The 24,748-nt window shown below is 54.2% G+C and carries 21 protein-coding genes; 10 read left to right on the top strand and 11 right to left on the bottom strand.

Annotation, left to right across the window (positions count from 1 at the left end):
• Positions 1-167 precede the first annotated feature (167 nt).
• Positions 168-1,100, top strand: coding sequence for a uridine diphosphate-N-acetylglucosamine-binding protein YvcK (gene yvcK, locus NXT09_RS00805; RefSeq protein ID WP_268578524.1), 933 nt, complete (start codon positions 168-170; stop codon positions 1,098-1,100).
• Here the strand turns inward: yvcK and NXT09_RS00800 are convergent.
• The 6 genes from NXT09_RS00800 to bioB form a co-directional block, all read right to left on the bottom strand.
• Positions 1,076-1,507 (bottom strand): VOC family protein, encoded by a 432-nt coding sequence (locus NXT09_RS00800; RefSeq protein WP_268578881.1) that lies wholly within the window; start codon positions 1,505-1,507, stop codon positions 1,076-1,078. The genes yvcK and NXT09_RS00800 overlap by 25 nt on opposite strands.
• A 28-nt stretch (positions 1,508-1,535) precedes the next feature.
• Positions 1,536-3,548 (bottom strand): excinuclease ABC subunit UvrB, encoded by a 2,013-nt coding sequence (gene uvrB / locus NXT09_RS00795; protein WP_268578523.1) that lies wholly within the window; start codon positions 3,546-3,548, stop codon positions 1,536-1,538.
• 761 nt (positions 3,549-4,309) lie between these two features.
• Positions 4,310-4,990 carry a dethiobiotin synthase gene (gene bioD, locus NXT09_RS00790; RefSeq protein WP_268578522.1) on the bottom strand — a complete coding sequence of 227 codons (681 nt, stop codon included), beginning with the start codon at positions 4,988-4,990 and terminating at the stop codon, positions 4,310-4,312.
• The gene (bioC, locus tag NXT09_RS00785; RefSeq protein WP_268578521.1) at positions 4,983-5,744 is read right to left on the bottom strand and encodes a malonyl-ACP O-methyltransferase BioC; all 762 of its coding nucleotides are present in this window, start codon (positions 5,742-5,744) and stop codon (positions 4,983-4,985) included. The genes bioD and bioC overlap by 8 nt, the downstream gene beginning before the upstream one ends.
• Positions 5,725-6,882, bottom strand: a complete 1,158-nt coding sequence (bioF, locus tag NXT09_RS00780; RefSeq protein WP_268578520.1) for an 8-amino-7-oxononanoate synthase — start codon at positions 6,880-6,882, stop codon at positions 5,725-5,727. The genes bioC and bioF overlap by 20 nt, the downstream gene beginning before the upstream one ends.
• A 39-nt stretch (positions 6,883-6,921) precedes the next feature.
• Positions 6,922-7,959: a biotin synthase BioB gene (bioB, locus tag NXT09_RS00775; protein ID WP_205551081.1), complete on the bottom strand. Its 1,038-nt coding sequence runs from the start codon at positions 7,957-7,959 to the stop codon at positions 6,922-6,924.
• Between the two features lie 95 nt (positions 7,960-8,054).
• Here bioB and bioA point away from each other — a divergent pair, with 95 nt between their 5' ends.
• From bioA to NXT09_RS00745, 6 genes are all read left to right on the top strand, one after another.
• On the top strand, positions 8,055-9,359 hold the full coding sequence (gene bioA / locus NXT09_RS00770) for an adenosylmethionine--8-amino-7-oxononanoate transaminase (RefSeq protein ID WP_268578519.1): 1,305 nt from the start codon (positions 8,055-8,057) through the stop codon (positions 9,357-9,359).
• A gap of 276 nt (positions 9,360-9,635) precedes the next feature.
• Positions 9,636-10,430 (top strand): GH12 family glycosyl hydrolase domain-containing protein, encoded by a 795-nt coding sequence (locus NXT09_RS00765; RefSeq protein ID WP_205551085.1) that lies wholly within the window; start codon positions 9,636-9,638, stop codon positions 10,428-10,430.
• 221 nt (positions 10,431-10,651) lie between these two features.
• Complete coding sequence (locus NXT09_RS00760) at positions 10,652-11,059, top strand: CidA/LrgA family protein (protein ID WP_010303345.1); 408 nt, start codon at positions 10,652-10,654, stop codon at positions 11,057-11,059.
• Complete coding sequence (locus tag NXT09_RS00755; protein ID WP_268578518.1) at positions 11,059-11,754, top strand: CidB/LrgB family autolysis modulator; 696 nt, start codon at positions 11,059-11,061, stop codon at positions 11,752-11,754. The genes NXT09_RS00760 and NXT09_RS00755 overlap by 1 nt, the downstream gene beginning before the upstream one ends.
• Positions 11,755-11,926: 172 nt before the next feature.
• A complete protein-coding gene (cdd, locus tag NXT09_RS00750) occupies positions 11,927-12,817 on the top strand; it encodes a cytidine deaminase (RefSeq protein ID WP_119889510.1) in 891 nt (296 codons plus the stop codon).
• A 206-nt stretch (positions 12,818-13,023) separates the two neighbouring features.
• Positions 13,024-14,721: an NAD-dependent malic enzyme gene (locus NXT09_RS00745; protein WP_268578517.1), complete on the top strand. Its 1,698-nt coding sequence runs from the start codon at positions 13,024-13,026 to the stop codon at positions 14,719-14,721.
• 60 nt (positions 14,722-14,781) lie between these two features.
• Here the strand turns inward: NXT09_RS00745 and gsiD are convergent, their stop codons facing one another.
• From gsiD to NXT09_RS00725, 4 genes are all read right to left on the bottom strand, one after another.
• Entirely contained in the window at positions 14,782-15,687 is a 906-nt protein-coding gene (gene gsiD / locus NXT09_RS00740) for a glutathione ABC transporter permease GsiD (RefSeq protein WP_268578516.1), read from the bottom strand.
• Positions 15,688-15,696: 9 nt separating this feature from the next.
• Positions 15,697-16,617, bottom strand: a complete 921-nt coding sequence (gsiC, locus tag NXT09_RS00735) for a glutathione ABC transporter permease GsiC (protein ID WP_039480114.1) — start codon at positions 16,615-16,617, stop codon at positions 15,697-15,699.
• Between the two features lie 108 nt (positions 16,618-16,725).
• Entirely contained in the window at positions 16,726-18,270 is a 1,545-nt protein-coding gene (gene gsiB, locus NXT09_RS00730; protein WP_240585019.1) for a glutathione ABC transporter substrate-binding protein GsiB, read from the bottom strand.
• 25 nt (positions 18,271-18,295) lie between these two features.
• The gene (locus tag NXT09_RS00725) at positions 18,296-20,197 is read right to left on the bottom strand and encodes a dipeptide ABC transporter ATP-binding protein (RefSeq protein WP_268578515.1); all 1,902 of its coding nucleotides are present in this window, start codon (positions 20,195-20,197) and stop codon (positions 18,296-18,298) included.
• Positions 20,198-20,799: 602 nt separating this feature from the next.
• Between NXT09_RS00725 and moeA the strand changes: the two genes are divergently transcribed.
• The 3 genes from moeA (at position 20,800) to NXT09_RS00710 (ending at position 23,496) form a co-directional block, all read left to right on the top strand.
• The gene (moeA, locus tag NXT09_RS00720; protein ID WP_268578514.1) at positions 20,800-22,035 is read left to right on the top strand and encodes a molybdopterin molybdotransferase MoeA; all 1,236 of its coding nucleotides are present in this window, start codon (positions 20,800-20,802) and stop codon (positions 22,033-22,035) included.
• 2 nt (positions 22,036-22,037) lie between these two features.
• Positions 22,038-22,796, top strand: a complete 759-nt coding sequence (gene moeB / locus NXT09_RS00715; RefSeq protein WP_268578513.1) for a molybdopterin-synthase adenylyltransferase MoeB — start codon at positions 22,038-22,040, stop codon at positions 22,794-22,796.
• A gap of 100 nt (positions 22,797-22,896) precedes the next feature.
• Complete coding sequence (locus tag NXT09_RS00710; RefSeq protein WP_268578512.1) at positions 22,897-23,496, top strand: nitroreductase family protein; 600 nt, start codon at positions 22,897-22,899, stop codon at positions 23,494-23,496.
• A 70-nt stretch (positions 23,497-23,566) separates the two neighbouring features.
• Here the strand turns inward: NXT09_RS00710 and NXT09_RS00705 are convergent, their stop codons facing one another.
• Positions 23,567-24,481, bottom strand: a complete 915-nt coding sequence (locus tag NXT09_RS00705; RefSeq protein WP_268578511.1) for a lipid kinase — start codon at positions 24,479-24,481, stop codon at positions 23,567-23,569.
• Positions 24,482-24,748: the final 267 nt, after the last annotated feature.

Here is a 24,748-nt window from a genome sequence, read left to right as displayed (position 1 = left end):
GAATTTTCAATATCTTATGGTGTACAGCATACGGAAAAATACGCGGCAGAAATTGTCTCAGGTCATGCCTGCATGAGGATTTTTCGCGTTTTAAGGTTAAATCAGCTACCTTAGCGACGATTGTCACACGTTATTCATATTCCTCTGACTCATTCATAAGGTTCTCTATGCGCAATCGCACGTTGGCCGACCTCGACAGGGTTGTCGCACTCGGAGGCGGACACGGTTTAGGTCGTGTGATGTCTTCGCTCTCTTCCCTGGGTTCACGGCTAACCGGCATTGTTACAACAACAGATAACGGCGGTTCAACCGGCCGTATCCGTCGCTCTGAAGGCGGCATTGCCTGGGGCGATACCCGTAACTGCCTGAATCAACTCATTACGACGCCCAGCGTGGCATCTGCGATGTTTGAGTATCGGTTTAACGGTAACGGGGAACTTGCCGGACACAATCTGGGTAACCTGATGCTGAAAGCGCTCGACCACCTGAGCGTGCGTCCGCTGGAAGCCATTAACCTGATTCGCAACCTGCTCAAAGTGGACGCCTTTTTAATTCCGATGTCCGAACATCCTGTCGATTTGATGGCAATTGATGAACAGGGCAATCCTGTTTATGGTGAAGTCGAGATCGATCAGTTGGCAGCGTTGCCACAGGACTTGATGCTGTACCCGACGGTGCCGGCCACACGCGAGGCGATTGATGCCATCGCAAAAGCCGACCTGATTTTGATTGGTCCCGGCAGCTTTCTGACCAGTCTGATGCCGCTGTTGCTACTGGACGATCTGACACAGGCGCTTCGCCGCACGCCCGCCCCCATGGTATACATCGGTAATCTGGGCAGCGAGCTGAGCAACCCCGCCGCCCGTCTAACGCTGGTGGAGAAGCTATCCTGGATTGAGCACAAGGTAGGGAAACCGGTCGTTGATGCCGCAATTGTCGGTCCAAAAGTCGATATCAGCCAGATTGGCGACCGGCTGGTCGTGCAACAGGCGCTGGCCGCAGAAGATGTTCCTCACCATCACGACCGTGAGTTACTGCGCCAGGCCATCGATCGTGCGCTACAGCTGCTGGGCTCTCAATCCCGCAGCCACGGCGTATAAGTCACGCCAATCAGAATGCCTTCGGGACTCAGGAAACGTGTGACCTGCTGCCCCCAGGGTTCAAGACGGTTTTCCACCAGCAACACATAGCCTTGCGCTTTCAGCGTGCTGGTCGCTTCCACCATGTCAGCCACTTCGAACTCCAGCCAGCTTTGTGGCTCAGGGTGTTGTGCTGGCCAACTTGCCTGTCCGAAACAGGATTCGCTAGCCTGTGACAGCGGCCATAGCGCGAAATGCTTCACGCCTTCCATCTCATCGCTCACCAGATAGTCGCTCCCTTCCGCAACGGGCTTCAGCGGCAACTTCAGCGTATCAACATAGAGCGCATGGCTGGCAGAAAGTGATTTCACGATCGGCCCAAAACCTGCCACAAACAGTACCTCAACACCCGATATAGAATGATCCATCATTGCTCCTCAGTGAACGCTTGCATCGTTAGGATACCGCGATAAATTGTGCGCGCAGTGCTTGCACTTCATCGCGCAGAGCGGCTGCCTCTTCAAATTCAAGGTTCTGCGCGTGCGTCAACATCTTGCTTTCCAACTCGCGGATTTTCAGCTCCAGCGCCTTCGGCGTCATGAGTTCATAACGTGCAGCTGGCTCTGCCGCTTTACGATTGCCACGCCCTTTGCCTTTGTTCGCCGACTGACCCAATTGCAGGATATCGGAAATCTTCTTATTGATTCCCTGAGGTACAATGCCATGCTCGGTGTTGTAGGCTTCCTGCTTCTCGCGGCGACGCTCCGTTTCACCAATCGCTTTCGCCATTGACGCCGTAATTCTGTCGCCGTAAAGAATGGCTTTGCCGCGCAGGTTACGTGCCGCACGGCCAATCGTCTGGATCAGGGAACGTTCAGAGCGCAGGAAGCCTTCTTTATCGGCATCCAGAATCGCCACCAGCGACACTTCAGGCATATCCAGTCCTTCACGCAACAGGTTGATACCCACCAGCACGTCGAACTCGCCAAGGCGTAAATCACGGATGATTTCCACACGCTCGACGGTATCGATATCCGAGTGCAGATAGCGTACCCGCTCGCCGTGTTCTTCCAGATATTCTGTCAGGTCTTCCGCCATTCGCTTGGTCAGCGTGGTTACCAGTACTCGTTCGTTAATCGCGGCACGCAGACGAATTTCGGAAAGCAGATCGTCCACCTGTGTTGCGACAGGCCGCACTTCTATGATGGGATCGAGCAATCCGGTGGGACGCACCACCTGATCGATCACTTCACCGCCTGATTTTTCCAATTCATAGTTACCCGGCGTCGCAGACACGTAGATCGTCTGTGGAGCCAGCGCTTCAAACTCTTCAAATTTCATCGGTCGGTTATCCAGCGCCGAAGGCAGCCGGAAACCGTATTCGACCAGCGTCTCTTTACGCGCGCGGTCGCCGCGATACATACCGCCGATCTGAGGCACGGTGACGTGGGATTCATCGATAACCAGCAGCCCGTCCGCAGGCAGATAGTCAAACAGCGTCGGTGGCGGCTCGCCGGGGCCGCGGCCGGAAAGGTAGCGTGAGTAGTTTTCGATACCGGAGCAGTAACCCAGCTCGTTCATCATCTCTAGATCAAACTGCGTGCGCTGACTCAGCCGCTGCTCTTCCACCAGTTTGTCATTGGCCAGCAGCACCTTTTTACGGTCGGCCAGTTCAACCTTGATCTCTTCCATCGCCTGCAAAATACGCTCACGCGGCGTGACGTAGTGCGTTTTTGGATAGATGGTATAGCGCGGCACCATCTGGAGGACGTGACCCGTTAACGGGTCAAACAGCGACAGCCGCTCGACTTCCTCATCGAACAGTTCAACACGCAGCGCGATTTCGTCAGATTCCGCAGGGAAGATATCAATCACCTCACCACGCACGCGGAACGTGCCGCGCTGAAACGCCTGATCGTTGCGGGCATACTGTAATTCCGCCAGACGTCGCAAAATAGCACGCTGGTCAATCAGCATCCCCTGCGTCAGGTGCAGCATCATTTTCAGATAGAGATCGGGATCGCCCAGACCATAGATCGCGGATACCGAGGCCACGACGATCACATCGCGCCGCTCCAGCAGCGCTTTTGTCGCAGAAAGACGCATCTGTTCAATATGTTCGTTAACCGACGCATCTTTTTCAATAAAGGTGTCTGAGCTTGGAACGTAGGCTTCTGGCTGATAATAGTCGTAGTACGAGACGAAGTATTCGACGGCATTATCAGGAAAGAATTCTTTCATTTCGCCATACAGCTGGGCTGCCAGCGTTTTATTCGGCGCCAACATCATCGTCGGCCGATTGAGGTCGGCAATCACATTGGCGATCGTGAACGTCTTACCTGAACCTGTTACCCCGAGCAGCGTTTGATGCGCTAACCCGTCTTCCAGGCCCTCTTTTAAACGACGAATGGCCTCAGGCTGATCGCCTGCCGGTTTAAAGTCGGAATTCAGTGTAAATACTTTACTCATCGTTAAGCACGCTACTTATCGTTATTACCCATCGCGCAATGCGACGTTCGTGGATGTATGCTCGGAACTTTATTTTGAATGCCAATGGCGAAATTCGCCACCGCAATGATACTGGATATAAAAACAGCATCAAGGAAATTATCGCTGGATTGGATGATTAATCGACAAATGAATTTGCTAGCACATTCATATTCAATCTACCAGATAAAAACATCACCATTTATCCCCAGATTTGGTAAAAATGTAACATGCGGGGATGATCGATGACGTTAATTTATGCAACTACGCCCCATTGATGTTCAAGACGCTTGATTTTACTTAAGCATATGATAATAAATAGATTAGCAAAAGCGTGGAGAATAGCGTCAACCTGGCGACAACCCGCGCCAGCTCTCGGTTGAGGCGCGTTGTCTATCCATAATACACATAGTTATCCACAGAAATGGTGGATAACTCCCACAACCCCGCATCAGCACTGAGTTAGAGAAATACCCGCTTCATTCACGATTCCCCCTGATATGGATTTTCTTCACACTCTTTCTGTGATTTATCGCATAAGTATTAGACGGAAAAAGACTAAAAACAGCAGAGGGCTAAATCGCAACAATTCAGGCATAGCGGGGAGTGAGGGGAAAACTCAAGAAGGTTTTAGCTATTAATCGGCATGACAATGTAGGTTTTATACTCATGAAACAGATGCCGGTAAAAAACAACAAAAACCGATGCTTGATTAAACGCAGGCGAAGGGTTTGTTAAAATGATTACTCCGCTAATAACCCAATATCAATATACTGCCCCAAATCATGCTGCTGAAGATCCGATATATAAGGAATTTCACCCAGCATCGGCGCGGGCAGGCGCTGTTGCAACGTTTGCAGATACGGCTGATGCCATTTTCCAGGTGGCGTGATGTCATTAGCAATCCAGCCGCCGAGTCGCAGGCCCGCGTGTTGAATGGCGTGGGCCGTTAACATCGCGTGGTTGATACACCCCAGCTTGATGCCGACCACCAAAATCACGGGAAGCTGTTCCTGTACCACCCAGTCGGCAAACGTTTCCTGCTCTGACAGCGGCGTAAACCACCCGCCAGCGCCTTCAACCAACAGCCAATCCGCCTGCGTTTCTAATGCCCGTAGCCCTGCAGACAACGCTGGGAGCTGGATAGACCGCTGCTCCACCGCACTGATAATATGCGGTGACGTCGGTTCCATAAACGCCAGCGGGTTCACCGCCTGATACTCCAGCCGGACGCTGCTATTGGCCTGAAGCGCCAGCGCATCGCTGTTGCGAATGCCATCGGCCGTCATTTCACAGCCGGACGCCACGGGTTTATAGCCTGCGGTGCGGTATCCAGCTTGATTGGCAGCCTGAAGCAGCGCCGTACTCGCGACCGTTTTCCCAACCTCGGTATCCGTGCCCGTCACAAACCAGCGCTCAATCACGATAAATCACTCCATAAACCAGTTGATAGCTGAGCGGGTAGCCGCCCTGTTCTTGCGGATAGTGGGCAGACAACGCCGCCAGACGCGCACGGCTCAGTAGTCCAGGCGTACGCCCTTCGTGCAGCCAGGTCGCACCAATCCCCTTAAGCGATTTCATCAACGTCAATACATCGGGAAAAAGGCAGACCTCACGTTCTTGTACTAAATGATGTCGGTAAGGCTGACAGGCCGCGTCGATAGCGGAGAGCGGCAGAAAGCGATTCGTCCGCTGCGTGCCGTCCAATCGCTGCCACGCCTGCGACAGTTCGCTTAAGGAGCCGTCCGCCAGCGTCGCAAACGCAATCATGCCCCCCGGCCGCGTAACCCGATACAGCTCGGCCAGCGCACGCGGTAACGAGTCGCACCACTGCACGGCCAGATTGCTATAGCTGATGTCTACACAGCCATCCGCCAGCGGCAGGTTTTCGATATCCCCTTCCTGATAGCAGTCTGCTGCGTCCAGTTCACGGGCATATGCCAGCATGTCTACCGACAAATCCAGCGCGGTCACATAATTACCAGTCTGACGCCAGTGACGGCTAAAATGCCCGGTTCCGCAGCCCGCATCCAATACCTGTACACCGCTGTGCGGCGGCATCAATGCCAGCAGGCGTTCTCCGCTAGTACGTTGCAGCTCGGCAAAGCGATCGTAACACCCCGCCGCACGCCCAAACGCCTGCGCAATCGCCTGCTTGTTATAGTTTTCTGTCAGCATCGTGCAATACCGTAAGCAAGCGACTGATATCTTCCGGCTGATGTTCCGCCGTCAGCGTAATCCGCAGACGCGCGCTGCCGACAGGCACTGTCGGCGGACGCATCGCACTGACCCAGACGCCCTGTTCACGCAGATGGCTCATCAGATCCATTGCCCGCGCGTTCTCACCGACAATCAGCGGCTGAATCGCGCTCTGTGAATCCATCAGTTGATAGGACGAGTTGGAAAAGCCCGCGCGAAACTGGGCGATGTTGCGTTGTAGCGCCTCACGCCGCGCGTCGCCCTGTCGGACACAGTTAACTGCTGTGCTCAGCGCACAGGCCTGCGCCGCAGGCATTGAGGTGCTGTAAATCAAATGACGAGCGAATTGCAGGAAGTATTCGGCCAGCGGTTCGGCGCACAGTACCGCCGCACCGCTCACCCCAAACGCCTTGCCAAACGTGACAATTAGCAGCTCGGGTTTAACGCCCTGCTGCCAGCAACTACCGCGACCTTCATCACCCAGCACGCCAATTCCGTGAGCATCGTCCACCATCAGCCAGGCATCGTGCGCTCGGCACTGAGCCTGCAACGCCGACAGCGGTGCGGTATCACCATCCATGCTGAAAACGCCTTCGGTCACCACCAGCGTCTGGCCGTCCACAGGCTTTTCCAGCAGCGCTTGCAGGCTATCGACCTGATTGTGTTTAAAACGGCGCAGCGTCGCGGGTGACTGTGCAGCCGCTTCCAGCAGTGAAGCGTGGCTGAGCTTATCGGCGAAAATACGGTCTTCCGCCTGTACCAGCGCGGCCACCACCGCCTGATTCGCGGCATAGCCGGAAATAAACAGCAGCGCACGCGGGTAGCCCAGCCAGTCGGCAAGCTGGCTTTCCAGCGCGGCATGGGCATCGGTATACCCCGTCACATGCCCGGAACCGCCGCTGCCAATACCGTATTGCTCCGCGCCCTGCTGCCATGCGCTCACAATCTCCGGGTGGTGGCTCAGCCCCAGATAATCGTTGCTGGAAAAATTCAGGTAGCAGCGATCGCCCTGCATCAGCCAGCGCCCGCTACCGCCTTGATTCACCCGCCGCACACGGTAGGCATCATCGCGCTGGCGTTGTACCAGCGCGGCGTCAATACGTTGCTGCCAGCTCATGATTCAGTACGCCTTGCCCGATGGTTTGCAGGCTGGCCGTTATACCGCGGCATTATAAAATTGCTCGCTATCGGCGTTAATCAGTTGTTCTGCCAACCGCTGCTGCTGTTGGTTATCCCCGTATTCCGTCCCCGTCTGTTGCGGATTCAGACCTAATTTGAGGAACAGCGCCAGATCTTTGTCTTCTTTCGGGTTTGGCGTGGTAAGCAGTTTGCAGCCGTAGAAAATGGAGTTCGCCCCCGCCATAAAGCACATCGCCTGCGTTTGCTCGCTCATCTGCTCGCGTCCGGCAGACAGGCGCACATAGGAAGCCGGCATCATGATGCGTGCAACGGCAATAGTCCGAATAAAATCAAATGGATCGACATCATCATTATCCGCCAGCGGTGTGCCTTTAACCTTCACAAGCATGTTAATCGGCACGCTTTCCGGCGGCGTCGGCAGGTTAGCCAGTTGCACGAGCAGCCCGGCGCGGTCGCGCACGGTTTCCCCCAACCCAACGATGCCGCCCGAGCAAACTTTAATGCCCGCGCCGCGCACTTTATCCAGCGTATCCAGACGCTCCTGATACGTGCGGGTGGTGATGATGCTGCCGTAAAATTCTGGTGAGGTATCGAGGTTATGGTTATAGAAATCCAGCCCGGCAGAGGCCAGACGCGCAGCCTGATCGTTGTGCAGCGTTCCCAGCGTCATGCAGGTTTCCATTCCCATCGCTTTCACGCCTTGCACCATCTGTTCCAGATACGGCATGTCACGCTCGTGCGGGTTTTTCCACGCCGCGCCCATACAAAAGCGCGTCGATCCTGCGGCTTTCGCCTGACGGGCTGACTCCAACACCTGTTCAACCTGCATCAGGCGTTCGGTATCAATTCCAGTGCGATAGCGGGAACTTTGCGGACAATACTTACAGTCCTCAGGACAGGAACCGGTTTTGATCGACAGTAGCGTACTAACCTGCACCTGACGGGGATCAAAATGCTGACGGTGGATCTGCTGCGCTTCAAACATCAGTTCCAGAAATGGTTTATTAAATAAGTCTTGCGCTTGCTCAAGCGTCCAGTACATGCGGTCAGCCATCTCGGCATCTCCAAACTAAAAACGTTTCGCCAGTGTAAATTAACCCGATATACTGTCAACCAAATAGAATCCATTTTGGTTTACGAAAGATCATCATGAGCCCGGAAGACATTGCTTTTGACCAACGCCACATTTGGCATCCCTATACCTCAATGACCGAACCGCTGCCCTGCTATCCGGTCGTATCGGCCAGCGGCGTCGAGCTTCAGTTGGATGACGGACGTCGCCTGATTGACGGCATGTCATCGTGGTGGGCGGCGATTCACGGTTACAACCACCCGACGATCAATCAAGCGGTACAGACTCAGCTCAGCCAGATGTCGCACGTGATGTTTGGCGGGATCACCCATCCGGCAGCGGTGGCGCTGTGCCGCCAACTGGTGGACATCACGCCGGATGCGTTGGAATGCGTGTTTCTGGCGGATTCCGGCTCGGTCGCCGTCGAAGTGGCGATGAAAATGGCGCTGCAATATTGGCAGGCACGCGGTGAAACCCGTCAGCGCTTTCTCACTCTGCGTCATGGCTATCACGGGGACACCTTCGGTGCGATGTCCGTGTGCGATCCGCAGAATTCGATGCACAGCTTGTATCAGGGCTATCTGCCGACCCACTTGTTTGTCGATGCGCCGCCCTGCGCCGCAATCAACGAAGGCGGTTTTACCGACGACTGGCAGGAAGCGGAGATCGCGCCGCTACAGTCGATGCTGTCAGCGCACGCGCATGAGATTGCGGCCGTGATTCTGGAACCCATCGTACAAGGCGCGGGCGGCATGCGCTTTTATCATCCGGCCTATCTGCGTCGGGTACGGGAACTGTGCGATCAATGGGGGATCTTGCTGATTGCCGATGAGATCGCGACCGGGTTTGGCCGCACCGGCAAGCTGTTTGCCTGCGAACATGCGGGGATTTCACCCGATATTATGTGTCTGGGAAAAGCGCTGACCGGCGGTTATATGACGCTCTCCGCCACGCTGACCACTCGGATAGTGGCGGAAACCATCAGCAACGGCGCGGCAGGCTGTTTTATGCACGGCCCTACATTTATGGGCAATCCGCTGGCCTGCGCGACGGCCAGTGCCAGCCTGTCGCTGCTGGCGGAGAACCGCTGGCAGCAGCAGATCAAACAGATTGAACAGCAGCTACGAGAAGGCCTGCAACCCTGCGCGGATTCGCCGCTGGTGGCGAACGTTCGCGTGCTGGGCGCTATCGGCGTGGTGGAAACACAGCGTCCAGTTAATATGGCGCGGTTACAGCGTTTCTTCGTCGAACGTGGCGTGTGGATTCGCCCCTTTGGCCGACTCATTTATCTGATGCCGCCGTTTATCATTCAGCCTGATGAACTGCATAAGCTGACCGACGCGGTCTGTGCCGCGATTCGTGATGAACGGCTATTTGACTAATCAGTCAGCCAAGGCGCACGCATTCGTGCGCCGAAAAACATGTCCCCTATTTCATCTCAAATGATAGCTATTTATTACCGCTCTTATAATTATGCACACGAATAAGTTTTTCATTTTATTCATGGTTAACGTATTGAATTACTCTGATATCGGTAGAATAAATATAAAATGTTAAGCACGCCACAGTTTATATTCAACCGACCATAGACACGTGATGAATACGTGTTAGATTTTAACGTGAAACACCTCAAGCATATATTTAAAAGGAGATTTATTATGCTTACAGCAAATAAGAAGCCGTACCGTATCTTCCGCACATTATTTCCCGTATTATTTTCTGCCTTGTTGCTTTCTCCATTCACTGCTTCTGCGGTCAGTTCATCCAAAGACGCGGACAAACTCTATTTTGAGAATAATAAATATTATGTATTCAATAACGTCTGGGGAAAGGATGAAGTAAAAGGATGGCAACAAACGGTTTTCTATAATAGCCCAACCAGCATGGGGTGGAACTGGCACTGGCCAAGTAGCTCCTCCAGCGTTAAAGCCTATCCGTCGCTGGTGAGCGGTTGGCACTGGACGGCGGGTTATACAGCAAACAGTGGCTTGCCGATAAAATTATCCAGTAATAAAAGTATTACCAGTAACGTCACCTATTCCATCAAATCCACCGGGACTTACAACGCGGCTTATGACATTTGGTTCCACACCACAGACAAAGCCAGTTGGGATTCTACCCCTACCGATGAATTAATGATCTGGCTAAATAATACCAATGCAGGCCCGGCGGGTGATTATATTGAAACCGTTTTCCTCGGTGGCAGCAGTTGGAACGTATTCAAAGGCTGGATCAACGCCGGTAACGGTAAAGGGTGGAATGTCTTTTCCTTTGTGCGTACCTCCAATACCAATAGTGCGTCACTCAATATTCGCCATTTCACCAACTATCTGGTGGGAACCAAGAAATGGATGAGTAATGCAAAATATATCAGCAGCGTTGAGTTTGGCACTGAGATCTTTGGTGGTGATGGGCAAATTGACATCACCAAGTGGAGCGTAGACGTAAAATAACACGCCTGTCATCTCAATCTTTTCCGGTTCAACGTCGACGCCCACACTGGCGAGGGGTTGAACCGAATTTCTTCCATCGACTTCTCGATTCCTGTCGGATCGGACAACTATCGCTCATCTTTTAGACGGATTTGCCTTCCCTCCCCAACAAAATTCGTGATCTATGGCACGTCAATTCCATTAGCGTTATGATAATCCTCTATGCTAATCAGGAATTTCCCATGCGTAATACGTTCATCGTGTGCTGGCAGTATTTACGCGCTTTCGCATTGATTTATCTCTGCCTGCTGGCAGGCAATGCGGTATCCGCGTTACTTCCGTTCACTATCCCCGGCAGTATCATAGGCATGCTGGTCTTGTTCACCCTTCTCGCCTCGCAAATCCTGCCCGCGCAGTGGGTAAAACCGGGTTGCCATCTTCTTATTCGTCACATGGCGCTACTGTTCGTCCCAATCGGCGTCGGCGTGATGAATTATTACGATCTGGTCAGCCAACAGTTTGGCCCTATCGTGGTTTCCTGCCTGATCAGTACCTTTATTGTGATGCTGGTTGTGGGTTTCAGTACCCAGATAATGCAGCGTGAACGAGCCGTGGCTGGCGATCGCACGCCGCCGAAGGATAATGAATAATGTTCAGCTATTTGTGGTGGTCGCTGCCCCTCACTCTGATTGTCTTTTTCGCCGCGCGTAAACTGGCCGTGCTGACCCGAGTTTCCCTGTTGAACCCGCTGCTGGTATCGATGGCGATTATTATTCCGCTGCTGCTGGTATTGAAGATTCCCTACGAGCACTATTTTCAGGGCAGCAAAGTCCTTAACGATCTGCTTCAACCGGCGGTGGTCGCGCTGGCGTTCCCGCTTTATGAACAGCTGCACCAAATTCGCGCTCGCTGGAAGTCGATCATCAGCGTGTGCTTCATCGGTAGCCTGACCGCCATTATCTCCGGTACGCTGGTGGCGCGGTGGATGGGCGCATCGCCAGAAATCGCCGCCTCGGTGCTGCCTAAATCCGTCACCACGCCGATTGCGATGGCCGTTGCCAGCTCGATTGGTGGGATTCCGGCTATCAGCGCCGTCTGCGTGATTTTTGTCGGTATTCTCGGCGCGGTATTAGGCCACAGCCTGTTCAACCGCGTCGGAATTAAAACCAAAGCCGCACGCGGGCTGTCGATGGGCACCGCCTCACACGCACTCGGTACGGCGCGCTGTGCGGAGGTTGACTATCAGGAAGGCGCATTCAGTTCGCTGGCGCTGGTCATCTGCGGGATCATCACGTCGCTGATTGCGCCGCTCATCTTCCCTCTACTCTTGCACGTCGCTGGCTGAATCTCGCGGGGGACGGTGCGTCCCTCGCATTGCCAGGTATAAAATTGAGATACATCTCGCATTTAGCAGTTAATTTGCATTCCTTTCATTCAACAAAGAGATTTTGATCACAATTTATTGCTACTCTGCTCCCTAACATGACGTCATTGACGGGTAAAAAGAGTACGCCGATATGCATCCACGATTTGAAAACGCCTTCCAGCAATTACCTGCCAGTCTGCAAGCCGCGATCGGTCCTTTGATCGATAAACCAGATTTCGCCGCCATGCTCACCGCAGACGACGTGAATGCCGTCTGCGAAGCCAGCCAGCTAGACGCCGACGCGTTGGCCTTTGCGCTATTGCCTCTGGCAGCGGCCTGCGCACAAGCGCCTATCTCGAATTTTCAGGTTGGCGCAATTGCGCAAGGACTCAGTGGCAATTTCTACTTTGGTGCCAACATGGAGTTCAGTGCTGTTCAATTGCAGCAAACGGTGCATGCCGAGCAAAGCGCCGTCAGTCACGCCTGGATACGCAATGAACGTGGGTTGCGGGCCGTGACCGTGAACTACACGCCATGTGGCCACTGTCGTCAGTTTATGAATGAATTGCGTAATGCTGCTTCGCTGCGCATTCAATTGCCGGGTCGCCAGCCTGCCGTGCTCAGCCACTATCTGCCGGATTCCTTTGGCCCCGTCGATCTGCACATCGATACCTTGCTGATGGATGACGTCAACCACGGCGCAACCTTGCAGAACGTGAACGCACTTGCGCGTCGGGCGCTGGATGCCGCCAACCGTAGCCACGCGCCCTATAGCAAAGCCATCAGCGGCATTGCGCTGGAAACCTCAAGTGGCAACATTTATACCGGACGCTATGCAGAAAATGCGGCATTCAACCCGAGCCTGCCGCCTTTGCAAGTTGCATTGAATCTGATGAACCTTGCTGGCGAAGATGCGTGCACCATTAAACACGCGGCAGTCGTTGAGCGTCGTAATGCAGTTGTCAGCCACTGGGCCATTTCGCAAATTATGCTGGCCGAATTAGGCTGCACCGACATTGAACATCACTTTATTGAGGAATAACGGCAGAGGTCAGCACAGGATTTCAGCAAAAGGAAGTGTGAGAAACGAGAGGTGAATCGATAAAGCCTGCATTTTGACTAAGATGCAAGCCATCTGTAACTATTTAAATTAACAATTCCTGTACATATTTTCTGGGTAATTTAAGATCCGCAACAGTTTTGATCGACAACACCTGAGTTTTTTCTGTTATCCGAGAGTAAAAAGTCATGGAATTAGAATACGAAAGCAAACGTCCTCTCCATATTCCCTACGCTGGCCCAATCTTGCTTGAATTTCCCCTGCTGAATAAAGGCAGCGCGTTTACCGAAGAAGAACGCGCTAACTTTAACCTGCATGGTCTGCTGCCTGAAGCCGTCGAAACTATCGAAGAACAGGCAGAACGCGCCTGGCGTCAGTATCAGGAATTCAAACACGATATTGAAAAACACGTGTACCTGCGCAACATTCAGGACACCAACGAGACACTGTTCTACCGCCTGTTGGACGGTCACCTCAGTGAGATGATGCCTATCATCTACACCCCGACCGTTGGCGAAGCCTGTGAACACTTCTCCGATATCTATCGTCGCGCCCGCGGCCTGTTTATCTCCTACCCTAACCGCGCGCATATCGACGATATGCTGCAAAACGCCACCAAGCAGAATGTAAAAGTCATCGTTGTGACCGACGGTGAGCGTATTCTGGGTCTGGGCGATCAGGGTATCGGCGGCATGGGGATTCCAATCGGTAAGCTGTCGCTGTACACCGCGTGTGGCGGTATCAGCCCAGCCTACACCCTGCCTGTCGTTCTGGATGTCGGCACCAACAACCCGCAGCGCCTGAACGATCCGCTGTACATGGGCTGGCGCCATCCGCGTATCACTGACGACGAATACTATGAATTTGTTGACGAATTCATTCAGGCAGTGAAGCGCCGCTGGCCGAACGTGCTGCTGCAGTTTGAAGACTTCGCGCAGAAAAACGCGACGCCGCTGCTGAACCGCTATCGTGATGAGATCTGTAGCTTTAACGATGACATTCAGGGCACCGCCGCCGTTGCGATTGGCAGCCTGATTGCCGCCAGTCGTGCAGCAGGTACTCAGCTACGCGATCAGACCGTTACCTTCCTGGGTGCGGGCTCCGCAGGCTGTGGTATTGCTGAGCAAATCGTCGCGCAGATGAAGTCTGAAGGGCTGAGCGAAGAAGAAGCACGCGCACGCGTCTTCATGGTTGACCGTTTCGGTCTGCTGACGGACAAACTGCCGAACCTGCTCGATTTCCAGAGCAAGCTGGTGCAGAAAAGCGAACTGCTGGCTGATTGGGATTGCAGCAGCGACGCGATTTCACTGCTGGAAGTGGTACGCAATGCCAAGCCGACCATCCTGATCGGTGTATCTGGCCAGCCGGGTCTGTTCACGGAAGAAATCATCCGTGAAATGCACAAGCACTGCGCACGTCCTATCGTGATGCCGCTGTCTAACCCGACATCCCGCGTGGAAGCCCGTCCAGAAGATATCATTCGCTGGACAGAAGGCGCGGCGCTGGTCGCAACCGGCAGCCCGTTTGCTCCGGTTAACTATCAGGGCAAAATCTTCCCTATCGCACAGTGCAACAACTCCTACATTTTCCCAGGTATCGGGTTAGGTGTACTGGCGTCGGGTGCTAAGCGTATCACTGACGGTATGTTGATGGCCGCCAGCCGCGCTCTGGCTGACTGCTCGCCGTTGGCGAACAACGGTGAAGGCGCTCTGCTGCCGGATCTGTCCGATATCCAGCAGGTGTCCAAGCGTATTGCACTGGATGTGGGTAAAGCTGCACAGCTGCAGGGCGCAGCCGTAGTGACTTCAGCCGATGCGTTGCAGAAGGCGATTGACCATAACTTCTGGCAACCGCAGTACCGCAGCTACAAACGCACCTCGTTCTAATGGTGTGTGGCTGCTAAAAAGCGCGGCGTTTGCCGCGCTTTTTTTATCGCTGCTTTTTATTCAGTTTTTCAATTTCGGGTCGAGCGCATCGCGCAGGCCGTCACCCAATAAATTAAACGCCAAGACCGTCAGAAAGATCGCCAGACTCGGGAAGATCGCGACGTGCGGGGCAATCACCATATCCGACCGCGCTTCGTTCAGCATCGCTCCCCACTCCGGCATCGGCGGCTGTGCGCCCAGTCCTAAAAATGACAGGCTGGCTGCCGTGATGATCGACATTCCAATGCGCATCGAGAAAAACACCACGATGGAAGACACCGAACCGGGCAAAATATGCCGAAAGAGGATCGTCCTGTCGCTGGCACCAATGCTGCGGGCCGATTCAATATAGGTAAGCTGCTTCAGCACCAGCGTATTGCCGCGCACCAAACGGGCGAAAGCCGGAATGCTGAAAATCGCCACGGCGACAATCACATTCGCCATCCCACTGCCCATAATCGCCACAACGGCAATCGCCAGCAGAATACCGGGGAAGGCAAACAGCACGTCGCAGAGGCGCATGATGATCCTGTCCGCCCACCCTTCGTAGTAGCCCGCCACCAGACCGAGTGTCGTGCCAATAATCATCCCGACCAGCACCGAGAGAATACCCGCCGCCAGCGAGATACGCGTTCCCATCAGGATCCGACTGAAAATATCACGTCCTAATGAATCCACCCCCAGCCAGTGTGCCGCCGACGGGCCTTCATTCAGGCGGTCATAATCGAAGTAGGTCTCGGCATCATAGGGCATCAGGTACGGTGCCAGAAACGCGATAGCAATCAGCAGCAGCACAAACACGCCTGCGGTGACCGCGACATGCTGCCGAAGAAAGCGCCGCCAGAATTCACGCCACGGCGTACGAGCCGATTTATCCCTAATGACAGGGAGCGTCGCCAGCATAGCGTTACGTCGCCAGTGTCTCATTCCCTTTCCTTATTTATAACGAATGGCTGGGTTAATCGCGGCATACAGCATATCCACCAGCAGATTGATCAGAATAAACTCCAGCGAAAACAGCAGTACCTCGGCTTGAATCACCGGATAGTCGCGCATCTCCACCGCATCCACCAGCAGCCGTCCTAGCCCCGGCCAGTTGAAGACCTTCTCCACGACGATTGAGCCACCGAGCAAGAACCCAAATTGCAGCCCCATCATCGTAACCACCGGAATCAGCGCATTGCGCAGCCCGTGCTTTACCACCACCAGCGATTCGCGCACGCCTTTTGCCCGCGCCGTACGCATATAATCTTCTTGCAGGACATCAACAAACGATGCACGGGTAAACCGCGCCATTACCGCGGCAACCGCCGCACCCAGCGTCAGTGAGGGCAAAATATAGTGCAGCCAGGTATCTGCCCCCACCGTCGGCAGCCATCCCAGTTCAACAGAAAAGACCTGCATTAACAGCATGCCGAGCGCAAAAGCAGGGAAAGAAAGACCGGAGACCGCCAGCGTCATTCCGATTCTGTCCGGCCAGCCGTTGCGCCACACGGCAGACACGATGCCGATCGCCATGCCAAAAATTACTGCCCACACCATGCTGCATACCGTCAGCCAAAACGTCGGCATAAAGCGCATGGCGATCTCTTCGGTGACGGGGCGTTTCGATACGATAGACGTGCCAAAATCCCCTTGCAGGACATTGGTAAAGAAGTGCCAGAACTGGTGCGGCAGCGGTTTATCCAACCCCAAATCCTGCCGGACCATCTCAATAACGGCAGCATCCGCTTCCCGCCCGGCGGCTAAACGCGCCGGATCGCCGGGTAACAGATGAACGAACAGGAACACCAGCACCATCACAATCAGGAGCGTGGGAATCAGTCCCAGTAGTCGTTTGATAAAATAATTCAGCATGAACAGTTTTCCACAGACATGCGTCAGACTCCCTATGAGTGAACGTGTGTTGACCACTGCGGGCAGCCTCACGGCTACCCGACTCCCTGGTCATTCTTTTGCGGTGGATTACTCCGCTAGATCGGCATCCTCAAAACTGAATAAGGTATCCGGCATCACGTAAAACCCGGTCAGTTTTTTGCTGTTCGCCGACACCAGGCGCTCTGTCGCCAGGAAAATCCACGGCGCATCGGCCCAGATTTTGTCCTGTGCATCTTTGTACAGCTTCTGCTTTTCCGCCCGATCCGTCGTTTTCAGCGCATTCGCCAGATCCGCATCGACTTGCGGATTGCTGTAAAACGCCGTATTGAACTGCGCAGGCGGCCAGGAAGCCGTTGCAAACAGCGGCGACAGCGCCCAGTCCGCTTCACCCGTTGAGGCTGACCAGCCGGTATAGAACAGGCGAACGCCCGTTTCTTTCACGCCCTTGCCTTCCACTTCCGCCGCGCGCTGCCCCGCATCCATCGCAGTCACCTGCACTTTCACGCCAACCTGTGCCAGCTGTTGCTGCGTGAACTGCAAGACTTTCTGCGCCGTACTGTGGTTATGCGACGACCAGAGCGTCGTGGTGAAGCCGTCCGGGTAGCCCGCTTCTTTCAGCAGCTCGCGCGCTTTGGCCGGATCGTAAGGCCACGGGTGGTATTTTACTGAATAATCAATGCTGCTCGGCAGTGGCCCTTCGGCCGGCGTCGCATAGCCGGAGAACGCCACTTTAATCAGCGCCTCTTTGTTGATCGCGTAGTTCAGCGCCTCACGCACTTTGGGGTTATCAAACGGCTTCTGCGTGACATTCATACTGATGTAGCGGTGCAGAATCGACGGCGATGCCACCAAGGCCAGCTTGTCATTTTTCTCCAGCACCTTGGCCTGCTCGAACGGTATCGGATAAGCAAACTGCGCTTCACCGGTTTGCAGCAGCGCCGCGCGCGTGTTGTTATCCACCACCGGACGCCAGGTGATACTGTCCAGCTTAGGCAGCCCAGCCTTCCAGTAGCCGTTGAATTTCTCGACTTTGACAAAATCGGTCTGATTCCAGGTCACAAAACGGTACGGACCGGTGCCGACCGGATGGAAACCAATGTCCTTGCCGTACTGCTTTAACGCTGCCGGCGAGATCATCACCGCCGCCGGATGCGCTAAATTGTTCACGAACGCGGAGAACGGCGTCTTCAGCGTAATTTTCACCGTCAGATCGTCAACCGCCTCAGTTTTGTCGATCATCTTGAACAGGTTATATCGCTTCAGGCGACTGTCTGGGTTACTGGCGCGATCCAGATTCACTTTCACTGCGGCGGCGTTGAACGCCGTTCCATCATGAAATTTGACACCTGGATGCAGCTTGACGGTATACGTCAGGCCATCCGGGCTGACGTCATAGCTGTCCGCCAAGACGTTCACCAGCTTCATATCCTTATCGAAACCAAAGAGACCTTGATAGAAGGACTTCGCCACCGTCTGCGATAGCGAATCGTTGGCATCATACGGATCCAGGCTGGTAAACGTGGAACCCACGGCGATAACCGCATCTTTGGCTGCCCAGACGGGTGAAGCCGCCATCGCAGCGGTTACTCCTGCGGCCACTAACCAGCGCCGCTTTATCGTCATTACGCTCATGCTACGTTCTCCTTGTGAATCCCTGTCAATACGCGCCGGCTATTGGATGGTGCGCAACAAAGTGTCGCTCACCGACCTGAACCAGAGGCGCCGTGATCGGCTCATCGCCAAGCGCCCGAATCGGGCTGGGTATTTCATCAACCAGCAGCACCTGCTCACGCTGGCGGCGTGAGGGATCGGCAACCGGTACTGCCGACATCAGCTTGCGGGTATAAGGGTGCCGAGGCCGCTCGAATACATCTTGCCGCGAGCCAATCTCGACAATCTGCCCCATGTACATCACCGCCACGCGATGGCTAATACGCTCAACCACCGCCATATCATGTGAAATAAACAAAAACGCAATGCCGAATTCACGTTGCAGTTCCAGCATCAGGTTAATGATTTGTGCCTGAATCGACACATCCAGTGCGGATACCGCTTCATCCGCAATCACCACTTTCGGGTTCAGCGCCAGCGCTCTGGCGATGCAAATGCGCTGGCGCTGACCGCCGGAAAATTCATGCGGATAGCGGCGGGCGTGTTCTGGCTCCAGCCCGACACGCGACAACAGCCACTCAACGCGCTTTTCCGCTTCTTGTCGACGGCAAATGTTGTGCACCAGCAGCGGTTCCATAATCGAGAAACCGACCGTCAAACGAGGATCCAGTGACGCATAGGGATCCTGAAAAATCAGCTGAATATCACGCCGCAGGTGCTGTAACGCGGCCCCTTTTAACTGATGGATTCGCTGACCGTTAAAGGTAATCTCGCCCCTCTGGCTTTCAACCAACTGGAGCAACGCGCGGCTGGTGGTAGATTTGCCGCATCCCGATTCGCCGACCAGCGAGAGCGTTTCGCCAGGCCAGAGATCGAAGCTGACGTTTTCCACCGCATGCACCTGTCGGGTTACGCGGTTCAATAAACCACTGCGAATGGGAAAACGCGTCACCAGATTGCTAACCTGTAAGATCGGTTCTGACTGCGCGGGCACGGTATCCTGCGGTACGTTGTCCGCAATACGTCCCGAGCGTTGATCCAGCAGCGGAAACTTTTCCGGGAACGGTTGACCGCGCATGGATCCTAACGCCGGTACCGCCGCCAACAGCCCCTGCGTATACGGATGCTGCGGTGCAGCAAAGATCTGCCCAACGCTCCCCGCTTCGACGCTTTCCCCACGGTGCATCACCAGTACACGCTCGGCCATTTCCGCCACCACGCCCATGTCATGGGTGATGAAAATCACGGCCATTTCCATTTCACGCTGTAATACACGGATAAGTTGCAGAATTTGTGCCTGAATGGTGACATCCAGCGCGGTCGTCGGCTCATCGGCAATCAGCAGCGACGGCTTGCAGGAGAGCGCCATCGCGATCATCACCCGCTGGCGCATACCGCCAGACAGCTGGTGCGGATAGCGATCCAGCACGTTGCGCGCTTCCGGTATTCTGACCAGATCCAGCATACGTAAGGTTTCTGCTCGCGCGGCGTGTCTGTCCATCCCCTGATGTAAGCGAATCGACTCGGCAATCTGTTCGCCGACAGGGAAAACCGGATTCAGCGACGTCATCGGCTCCTGGAAAATCATCGCCAGATCCGCACCGCGTAACGTGCGCATCGCACGCTGACGGACACCGCGGAGATCCAGCACCTGCCCATCGCGACGGCGAAATAGCATGTCGCCCTGATGAATCACGCCGCCCGCATGCTCAACCAACCGCATCAGCGCCAGCGACGTTACCGACTTACCCGATCCCGACTCTCCGACGATAGCCAGCGTTTCGCCCCGATCGACAGAGAACGTCAAATTACGCACCGCCTCTGTCCGCTGCCCCTGCTGCTCAAAATAGACGCTCAGGTTGCGCACCTCCACCACCCGTTTTTCAGGCAAAATCAGCCCCGGAACAGGGGAAGATAGCGAGGCATAATGATCCTGTGTGGGCGACATGAACGGCGAATCTCCATATAAATGCGGCTGAAATCAGCGCAACGCGGTCAGGGACAAATTATCAGCGATTTTCGACTATATTTAGCGCAAGGTATGATGTAAAGCGGAAACTGAAATCGGCACGGTGAAAAATTTCTTTTTATAACATTAAGTTAATTGTCATAAAGACACGCCATCAGAGGCAATATGTCCTGCAAATCCGCCCACTTTTGCCCGAAATAGGGCGAGTCGAGGGGAAAAAAGTGACGCTTTCGCCCCCCATCCTTGTCGTTTGATGCCTGACGAGTCATTCGCTATACCCTAAATAATTCGAGTTTCAGGAAGGCGGCAAGAGAAGGCATCCCGATGAGCTTACTCAGGTAAGTGATTCGGGTGACTGAACGCAGCCAACGCACATGCAACTTGAAGTATGACGGGTATAAAAGCCCTATTCCTTGACCTGCGTACATTCACCCACGTTACGAACTCTGACATAATTAATACTGGCATAGGAAACGGGTTTTCGCCTATGAACGGCGCATTGCCGAAACACGATTCTTACTGATGAAATAAATCATATTAATGAAATCAGTCGTATTGATAAAACAAGCTGTGGAGTGAAGATGGAAAGCGTTAACGCAGGTTTACTGACTCTTGAACAAGCTCTGGAAAACATGTTTTCTCAGGTTCCTTCCCTTACCGAGACAGAGCGCGTATCCCTGTTCGACGCCGCAGGACGGATTACCGCCCATGCTATCGCCTCCCCGATTAACGTCCCCCCTTTCGCCAATTCCGCGATGGATGGCTATGCCGTACGCTGCGCCGAGTTGTCAGCTTCAACAACGCTGCCGTTGGCTGGAAAAGCGTTTGCTGGCGCGCCCTTCACTGGCGACTGGCCTGCGGGAACCTGCATTCGCATCATGACCGGTGCGCCGATCCCCGCAGGAGCCGACGCCGTCATCATGCAAGAACAGGCCGACGTCAGCGAGGACGGCATCCGCTTTCCGCATGAGGTAAAACCCGGCCAGAATATTCGTCTGGCGGGAGAAGATATTCAGGCTGGTGCCAGCGTGTTACCCGCGGGCTGCAAGCTTGGCGTAGCGGAGCTGCCGCTGCTGGCTTCACTGGGGATTGCGCAGATTGACGTGGTGCGCCGCCTGAAAGTCGCGGTGTTTTCAACCGGTGATGAACTGCAACCCGTCGGCGAACCGCTGGCAGACGGCCAGATTTATGACACCAACCGTTTCGCCGTCCGATTGATGCTGCAACAGCTGGGCTGCGAGGTACATGACCTTGGGATTATCCGCGACGATCCCGAAGCGCTGCGTGCCGCGTTCCATGAGGCTGACCAGCTTGCCGATCTGGTGATTAGCAGCGGCGGTGTTTCCGTTGGCGAGGCGGATTACACCAAGCAAATGCTGGATGAGCTGGGCGATATCCACTTCTGGAAGCTGGCGATCAAACCTGGGAAGCCCTTCGCCTTTGGCAAGCTGCAACACGCCTGGTTCTGCGGCCTGCCGGGGAATCCGGTTTCTGCTGCGCTGACGTTCTATCAACTGGTTCAGCCACTGCTGGCTCGCCTGTCTGGCTATACACAATGGCGTCTGCCGCCACGGGTTCGCGTCAAAACCACCAGCGCCCTGAAAAAAACGCCGGGGCGCACCGATTTCCAACGTGGTATTTTCAGCCGCAACGCGCAGGGTGAGCTAGAAGTCAGAACCACCGGGCATCAGGGTTCACACGTTTTCAGCTCGTTCAGCCTCGGTAACTGCTTCATTGTACTGGAGCAAGATCGCGGTCGCGTCACCGCTGGCGAATGGGTTGAAATCGAGCCTTTCAACGCGCTGCTGGGACACTGAGCATGTTACCGGAGCTGAGTGATGAAGAGATGCTGCGCTACAATCGACAGATTGTGCTGCGCGGCTTTGATTTTGACGGACAGGAAAAGCTGAAGGCCTCGCGCCTGCTGATTGTCGGGCTAGGCGGGCTAGGCTGTGCCGCCGCGCAGTATCTGGCCGCGGCGGGTGTTGGCCATTTAACACTGCTGGATTTTGACACGGTCTCTCTGTCTAACCTGCAACGTCAGGTTTTGCATCGCGATGCCCGTATCGGGATGGCGAAGGTGGAATCCGCACGCCTGACATTATCTGACATGAATCCGCATCTTTCGCTCGATACGGTTGATGGCGATCTCGATGACGAGGCGTTGAGCGTGCTAGTCAGCAAACACGATGCCGTGCTGGACTGTACCGACAATGTCGACATTCGCAACCGCCTAAACCGCATTGGCTTTCAGCTCAAGAAGTCGCTGATCTCTGGGGCGGCAATTCGAATGGAAGGCCAAATCAGCGTCTTTACCTATCAACCTGATGAACCTTGCTATCATTGTCTCAGCCGTCTGTTCGGTGCCAATGCGCTGACCTGCGTCGAGGCAGGCGTGATGTCGCCGCTGGTGGGCACCATCGGAAGTTTGCAGGCGATGGAAGCCATTAAGCTGCTGACCGGTTACGGCAAGCTGGCCACCGGACGACTGCTGATGTTCGATGCGATGACGCTGCAATTTCGCGAAATGATGCTGCCGAAAAACCCGCACTGTGACGTCTGCGGCGAATCAGGCTGAAAAAGGAAAGATTGGTATCCGGCACGATAAGCCATTGAATACGGCGAAAATCAGTGACACATTATCAGGGCAAATCATCACGTAAACTGAGGAACACACCATGAGTAATGCTTTTTTGCAGTCAATCAAGGCCCGTCGTTCAATCTATGCCATCGGTAATAAATTACCGATATCAGAAGATCAGATTACCGCCCTCATTACCGCAGCCGTTAATGAAAGCCCCTCCTCTTTTAATTCACAAAGCTCACGCGTTGTGATTCTGTTCGGCGAGCAGCATCACAAACTGTGGGATATTGTTAAGCAGCAGTTGAAGAAAATTGTACCGGCGGACGCTTTTGCCGCGACAGAAAATAAGCTGGCTTCCTTTGCAGCTGGCGCAGGTACCGTCCTGTTCTTTGAAGACACCGCCGTGATTGACGCGCTACAGGAAAAATTCGCGCTTTATGCCGATAACTTCCCGGTCTGGTCTGAACATTCAACCGGTATTGCTCAGTTTGCCGTGTGGTCTACGCTGGCGCAGGAAAAAATTGGCGCTTCACTCCAGCACTACAATCCGCTGATTGACGATGATGTTAAAGCACAGTGGAATCTGCCAGCCAGTTGGAAACTTCGTGCTCAAATGCCATTTGGCTCAGTCGAGCAACCAGCCGGTGAGAAAACCTATATTTCCTTTGAAGAGCGTTTCCGCGTATTTAAATAATCCGCTGAATCATTCTTTATAAACAAACAGGGACACCATGCGGTGTCCCTGTTTGTTTTAGGTTCACGTTCTAATCAGGCACCGGTGGCGCAAAAACCTGAATCGCCTTTTCTCTGATCCCGAAGACTGCTGGCGTTTTGCCAATCAGCTCGCCGTCGGCATTGATATCGTGCGGTTTCGGGGTACTCAACGTCAGCTGTTTGGCGGAAAAAGCGCGGACCTTGCGCCAGCGACCGTGCGTCCCCTTACGGATAAAGGGGATCAGTGCCACCATTTCCCACCAGTGAGAAACCTCCAGGCTATACACATCCAGCCGACCGTCATCGGGCGCGGCACTGTCAGCTACCGCCATGCCGCCGCCGTAGAAACGCCCGTTTCCCACCGACACCTGCACGGTTCTCACCCGCTCTTTGATACCGTCATGCTCAATTTCAACGCGGAAAGGACGACTTTGCTTCAAGAGCTTAAAGGCCGCCAGCGCATAGCCCAATGTGCCCCAGCGTTTCTTGGATTTCGCCGACAGCCCGCGCGCCAGTGCCGCAGAAAACCCAATACTGGAAACGTTAAAGAACAGATGCCCGTTGACCTCCCCCAAATCAACGGCGCGCCGCTGCCCGCTAGCGATAACCTGCACGGCCTGTCGTATCTCTCGGGGGATGCCCACCGTACGGGCAAAGTCATTTGCCGTCCCTAATGGCAGCACGCCTAGCGTCAATCCGGTATCGACCAGGCCGGGCGCGGCAGAATTCAGCGTGCCATCGCCACCGCCGATAATCACAAAATCCACCCGATCCGCATACCCACGTATAATATCGCTGCACGAACCCGTGTCTTTTTCATCCGGTTCGACGATGCTGATCTGGCTTTGCTGCAATAATTCTTTCACATAGCGTGCTGAGGAATCGCCATTCCGCGCCTGTTTATTAATAAATAAAAGCGCTGTTGGGCCTGATTCCTTCGCTGCTGAATAATGGCTCATGGTCATCCACCCAACATCATTGATTGATGAAATCTAACCATAGGGATAATCAAACCGGCAAGGGAGCTTTAACAAGCCCACAATATAATACAAAACATTACGTTCCAGCCGTCTGTCACTAATACTTCCACACAGGACCCACTATACTGAATTCTACGAGTCAGCAATTCCTGTATCCACTGTGCCATACCGTCATTCCAGTAAAATGTTGCGCCACCATTTTTAGGTGAAAACAGACGCTTATTCACCTATCTCATCAATGATTCTCTGGGG

It is taken from the genome of Pectobacterium jejuense (assembly GCF_026800125.1).
GTDB classification, from domain to species: Bacteria; Pseudomonadota; Gammaproteobacteria; order Enterobacterales; family Enterobacteriaceae; genus Pectobacterium; species Pectobacterium jejuense.
The sequence above is the reverse complement of the archived record's forward strand: the minus strand, read 5'-3'. Positions and strand labels throughout refer to the sequence as shown.

Excerpts from the sequence above, each read along its gene's own strand:
- yvcK (WP_268578524.1), top strand. The coding sequence starts at position 168 with ATGCGCAATCGCACGTTGGCCGACCTCGACAGGGTTGTCGCACTCGGA.
- NXT09_RS00800 (WP_268578881.1), bottom strand. The coding sequence starts at position 1,507 with ATGGATCATTCTATATCGGGTGTTGAGGTACTGTTTGTGGCAGGTTTT.
- moeA (WP_268578514.1), top strand. The coding sequence starts at position 20,800 with ATGGAAAGCGTTAACGCAGGTTTACTGACTCTTGAACAAGCTCTGGAA.
- bioA (WP_268578519.1), top strand. The coding sequence starts at position 8,055 with ATGAGCCCGGAAGACATTGCTTTTGACCAACGCCACATTTGGCATCCC.
- NXT09_RS00725 (WP_268578515.1), bottom strand. The coding sequence starts at position 20,197 with ATGTCGCCCACACAGGATCATTATGCCTCGCTATCTTCCCCTGTTCCG.
- moeB (WP_268578513.1), top strand. The coding sequence starts at position 22,038 with ATGTTACCGGAGCTGAGTGATGAAGAGATGCTGCGCTACAATCGACAG.
- NXT09_RS00755 (WP_268578518.1), top strand. The coding sequence starts at position 11,059 with ATGTTCAGCTATTTGTGGTGGTCGCTGCCCCTCACTCTGATTGTCTTT.
- NXT09_RS00705 (WP_268578511.1), bottom strand. The coding sequence starts at position 24,481 with ATGACCATGAGCCATTATTCAGCAGCGAAGGAATCAGGCCCAACAGCG.
- NXT09_RS00710 (WP_268578512.1), top strand. The coding sequence starts at position 22,897 with ATGAGTAATGCTTTTTTGCAGTCAATCAAGGCCCGTCGTTCAATCTAT.
- bioF (WP_268578520.1), bottom strand. The coding sequence starts at position 6,882 with ATGAGCTGGCAGCAACGTATTGACGCCGCGCTGGTACAACGCCAGCGC.
- NXT09_RS00765 (WP_205551085.1), top strand. The coding sequence starts at position 9,636 with ATGCTTACAGCAAATAAGAAGCCGTACCGTATCTTCCGCACATTATTT.
- NXT09_RS00745 (WP_268578517.1), top strand. The coding sequence starts at position 13,024 with ATGGAATTAGAATACGAAAGCAAACGTCCTCTCCATATTCCCTACGCT.
- NXT09_RS00760 (WP_010303345.1), top strand. The coding sequence starts at position 10,652 with ATGCGTAATACGTTCATCGTGTGCTGGCAGTATTTACGCGCTTTCGCA.
- gsiD (WP_268578516.1), bottom strand. The coding sequence starts at position 15,687 with ATGAGACACTGGCGACGTAACGCTATGCTGGCGACGCTCCCTGTCATT.
- cdd (WP_119889510.1), top strand. The coding sequence starts at position 11,927 with ATGCATCCACGATTTGAAAACGCCTTCCAGCAATTACCTGCCAGTCTG.
- bioC (WP_268578521.1), bottom strand. The coding sequence starts at position 5,744 with ATGCTGACAGAAAACTATAACAAGCAGGCGATTGCGCAGGCGTTTGGG.
- gsiC (WP_039480114.1), bottom strand. The coding sequence starts at position 16,617 with ATGCTGAATTATTTTATCAAACGACTACTGGGACTGATTCCCACGCTC.
- gsiB (WP_240585019.1), bottom strand. The coding sequence starts at position 18,270 with ATGAGCGTAATGACGATAAAGCGGCGCTGGTTAGTGGCCGCAGGAGTA.
- uvrB (WP_268578523.1), bottom strand. The coding sequence starts at position 3,548 with ATGAGTAAAGTATTTACACTGAATTCCGACTTTAAACCGGCAGGCGAT.
- bioB (WP_205551081.1), bottom strand. The coding sequence starts at position 7,959 with ATGGCTGACCGCATGTACTGGACGCTTGAGCAAGCGCAAGACTTATTT.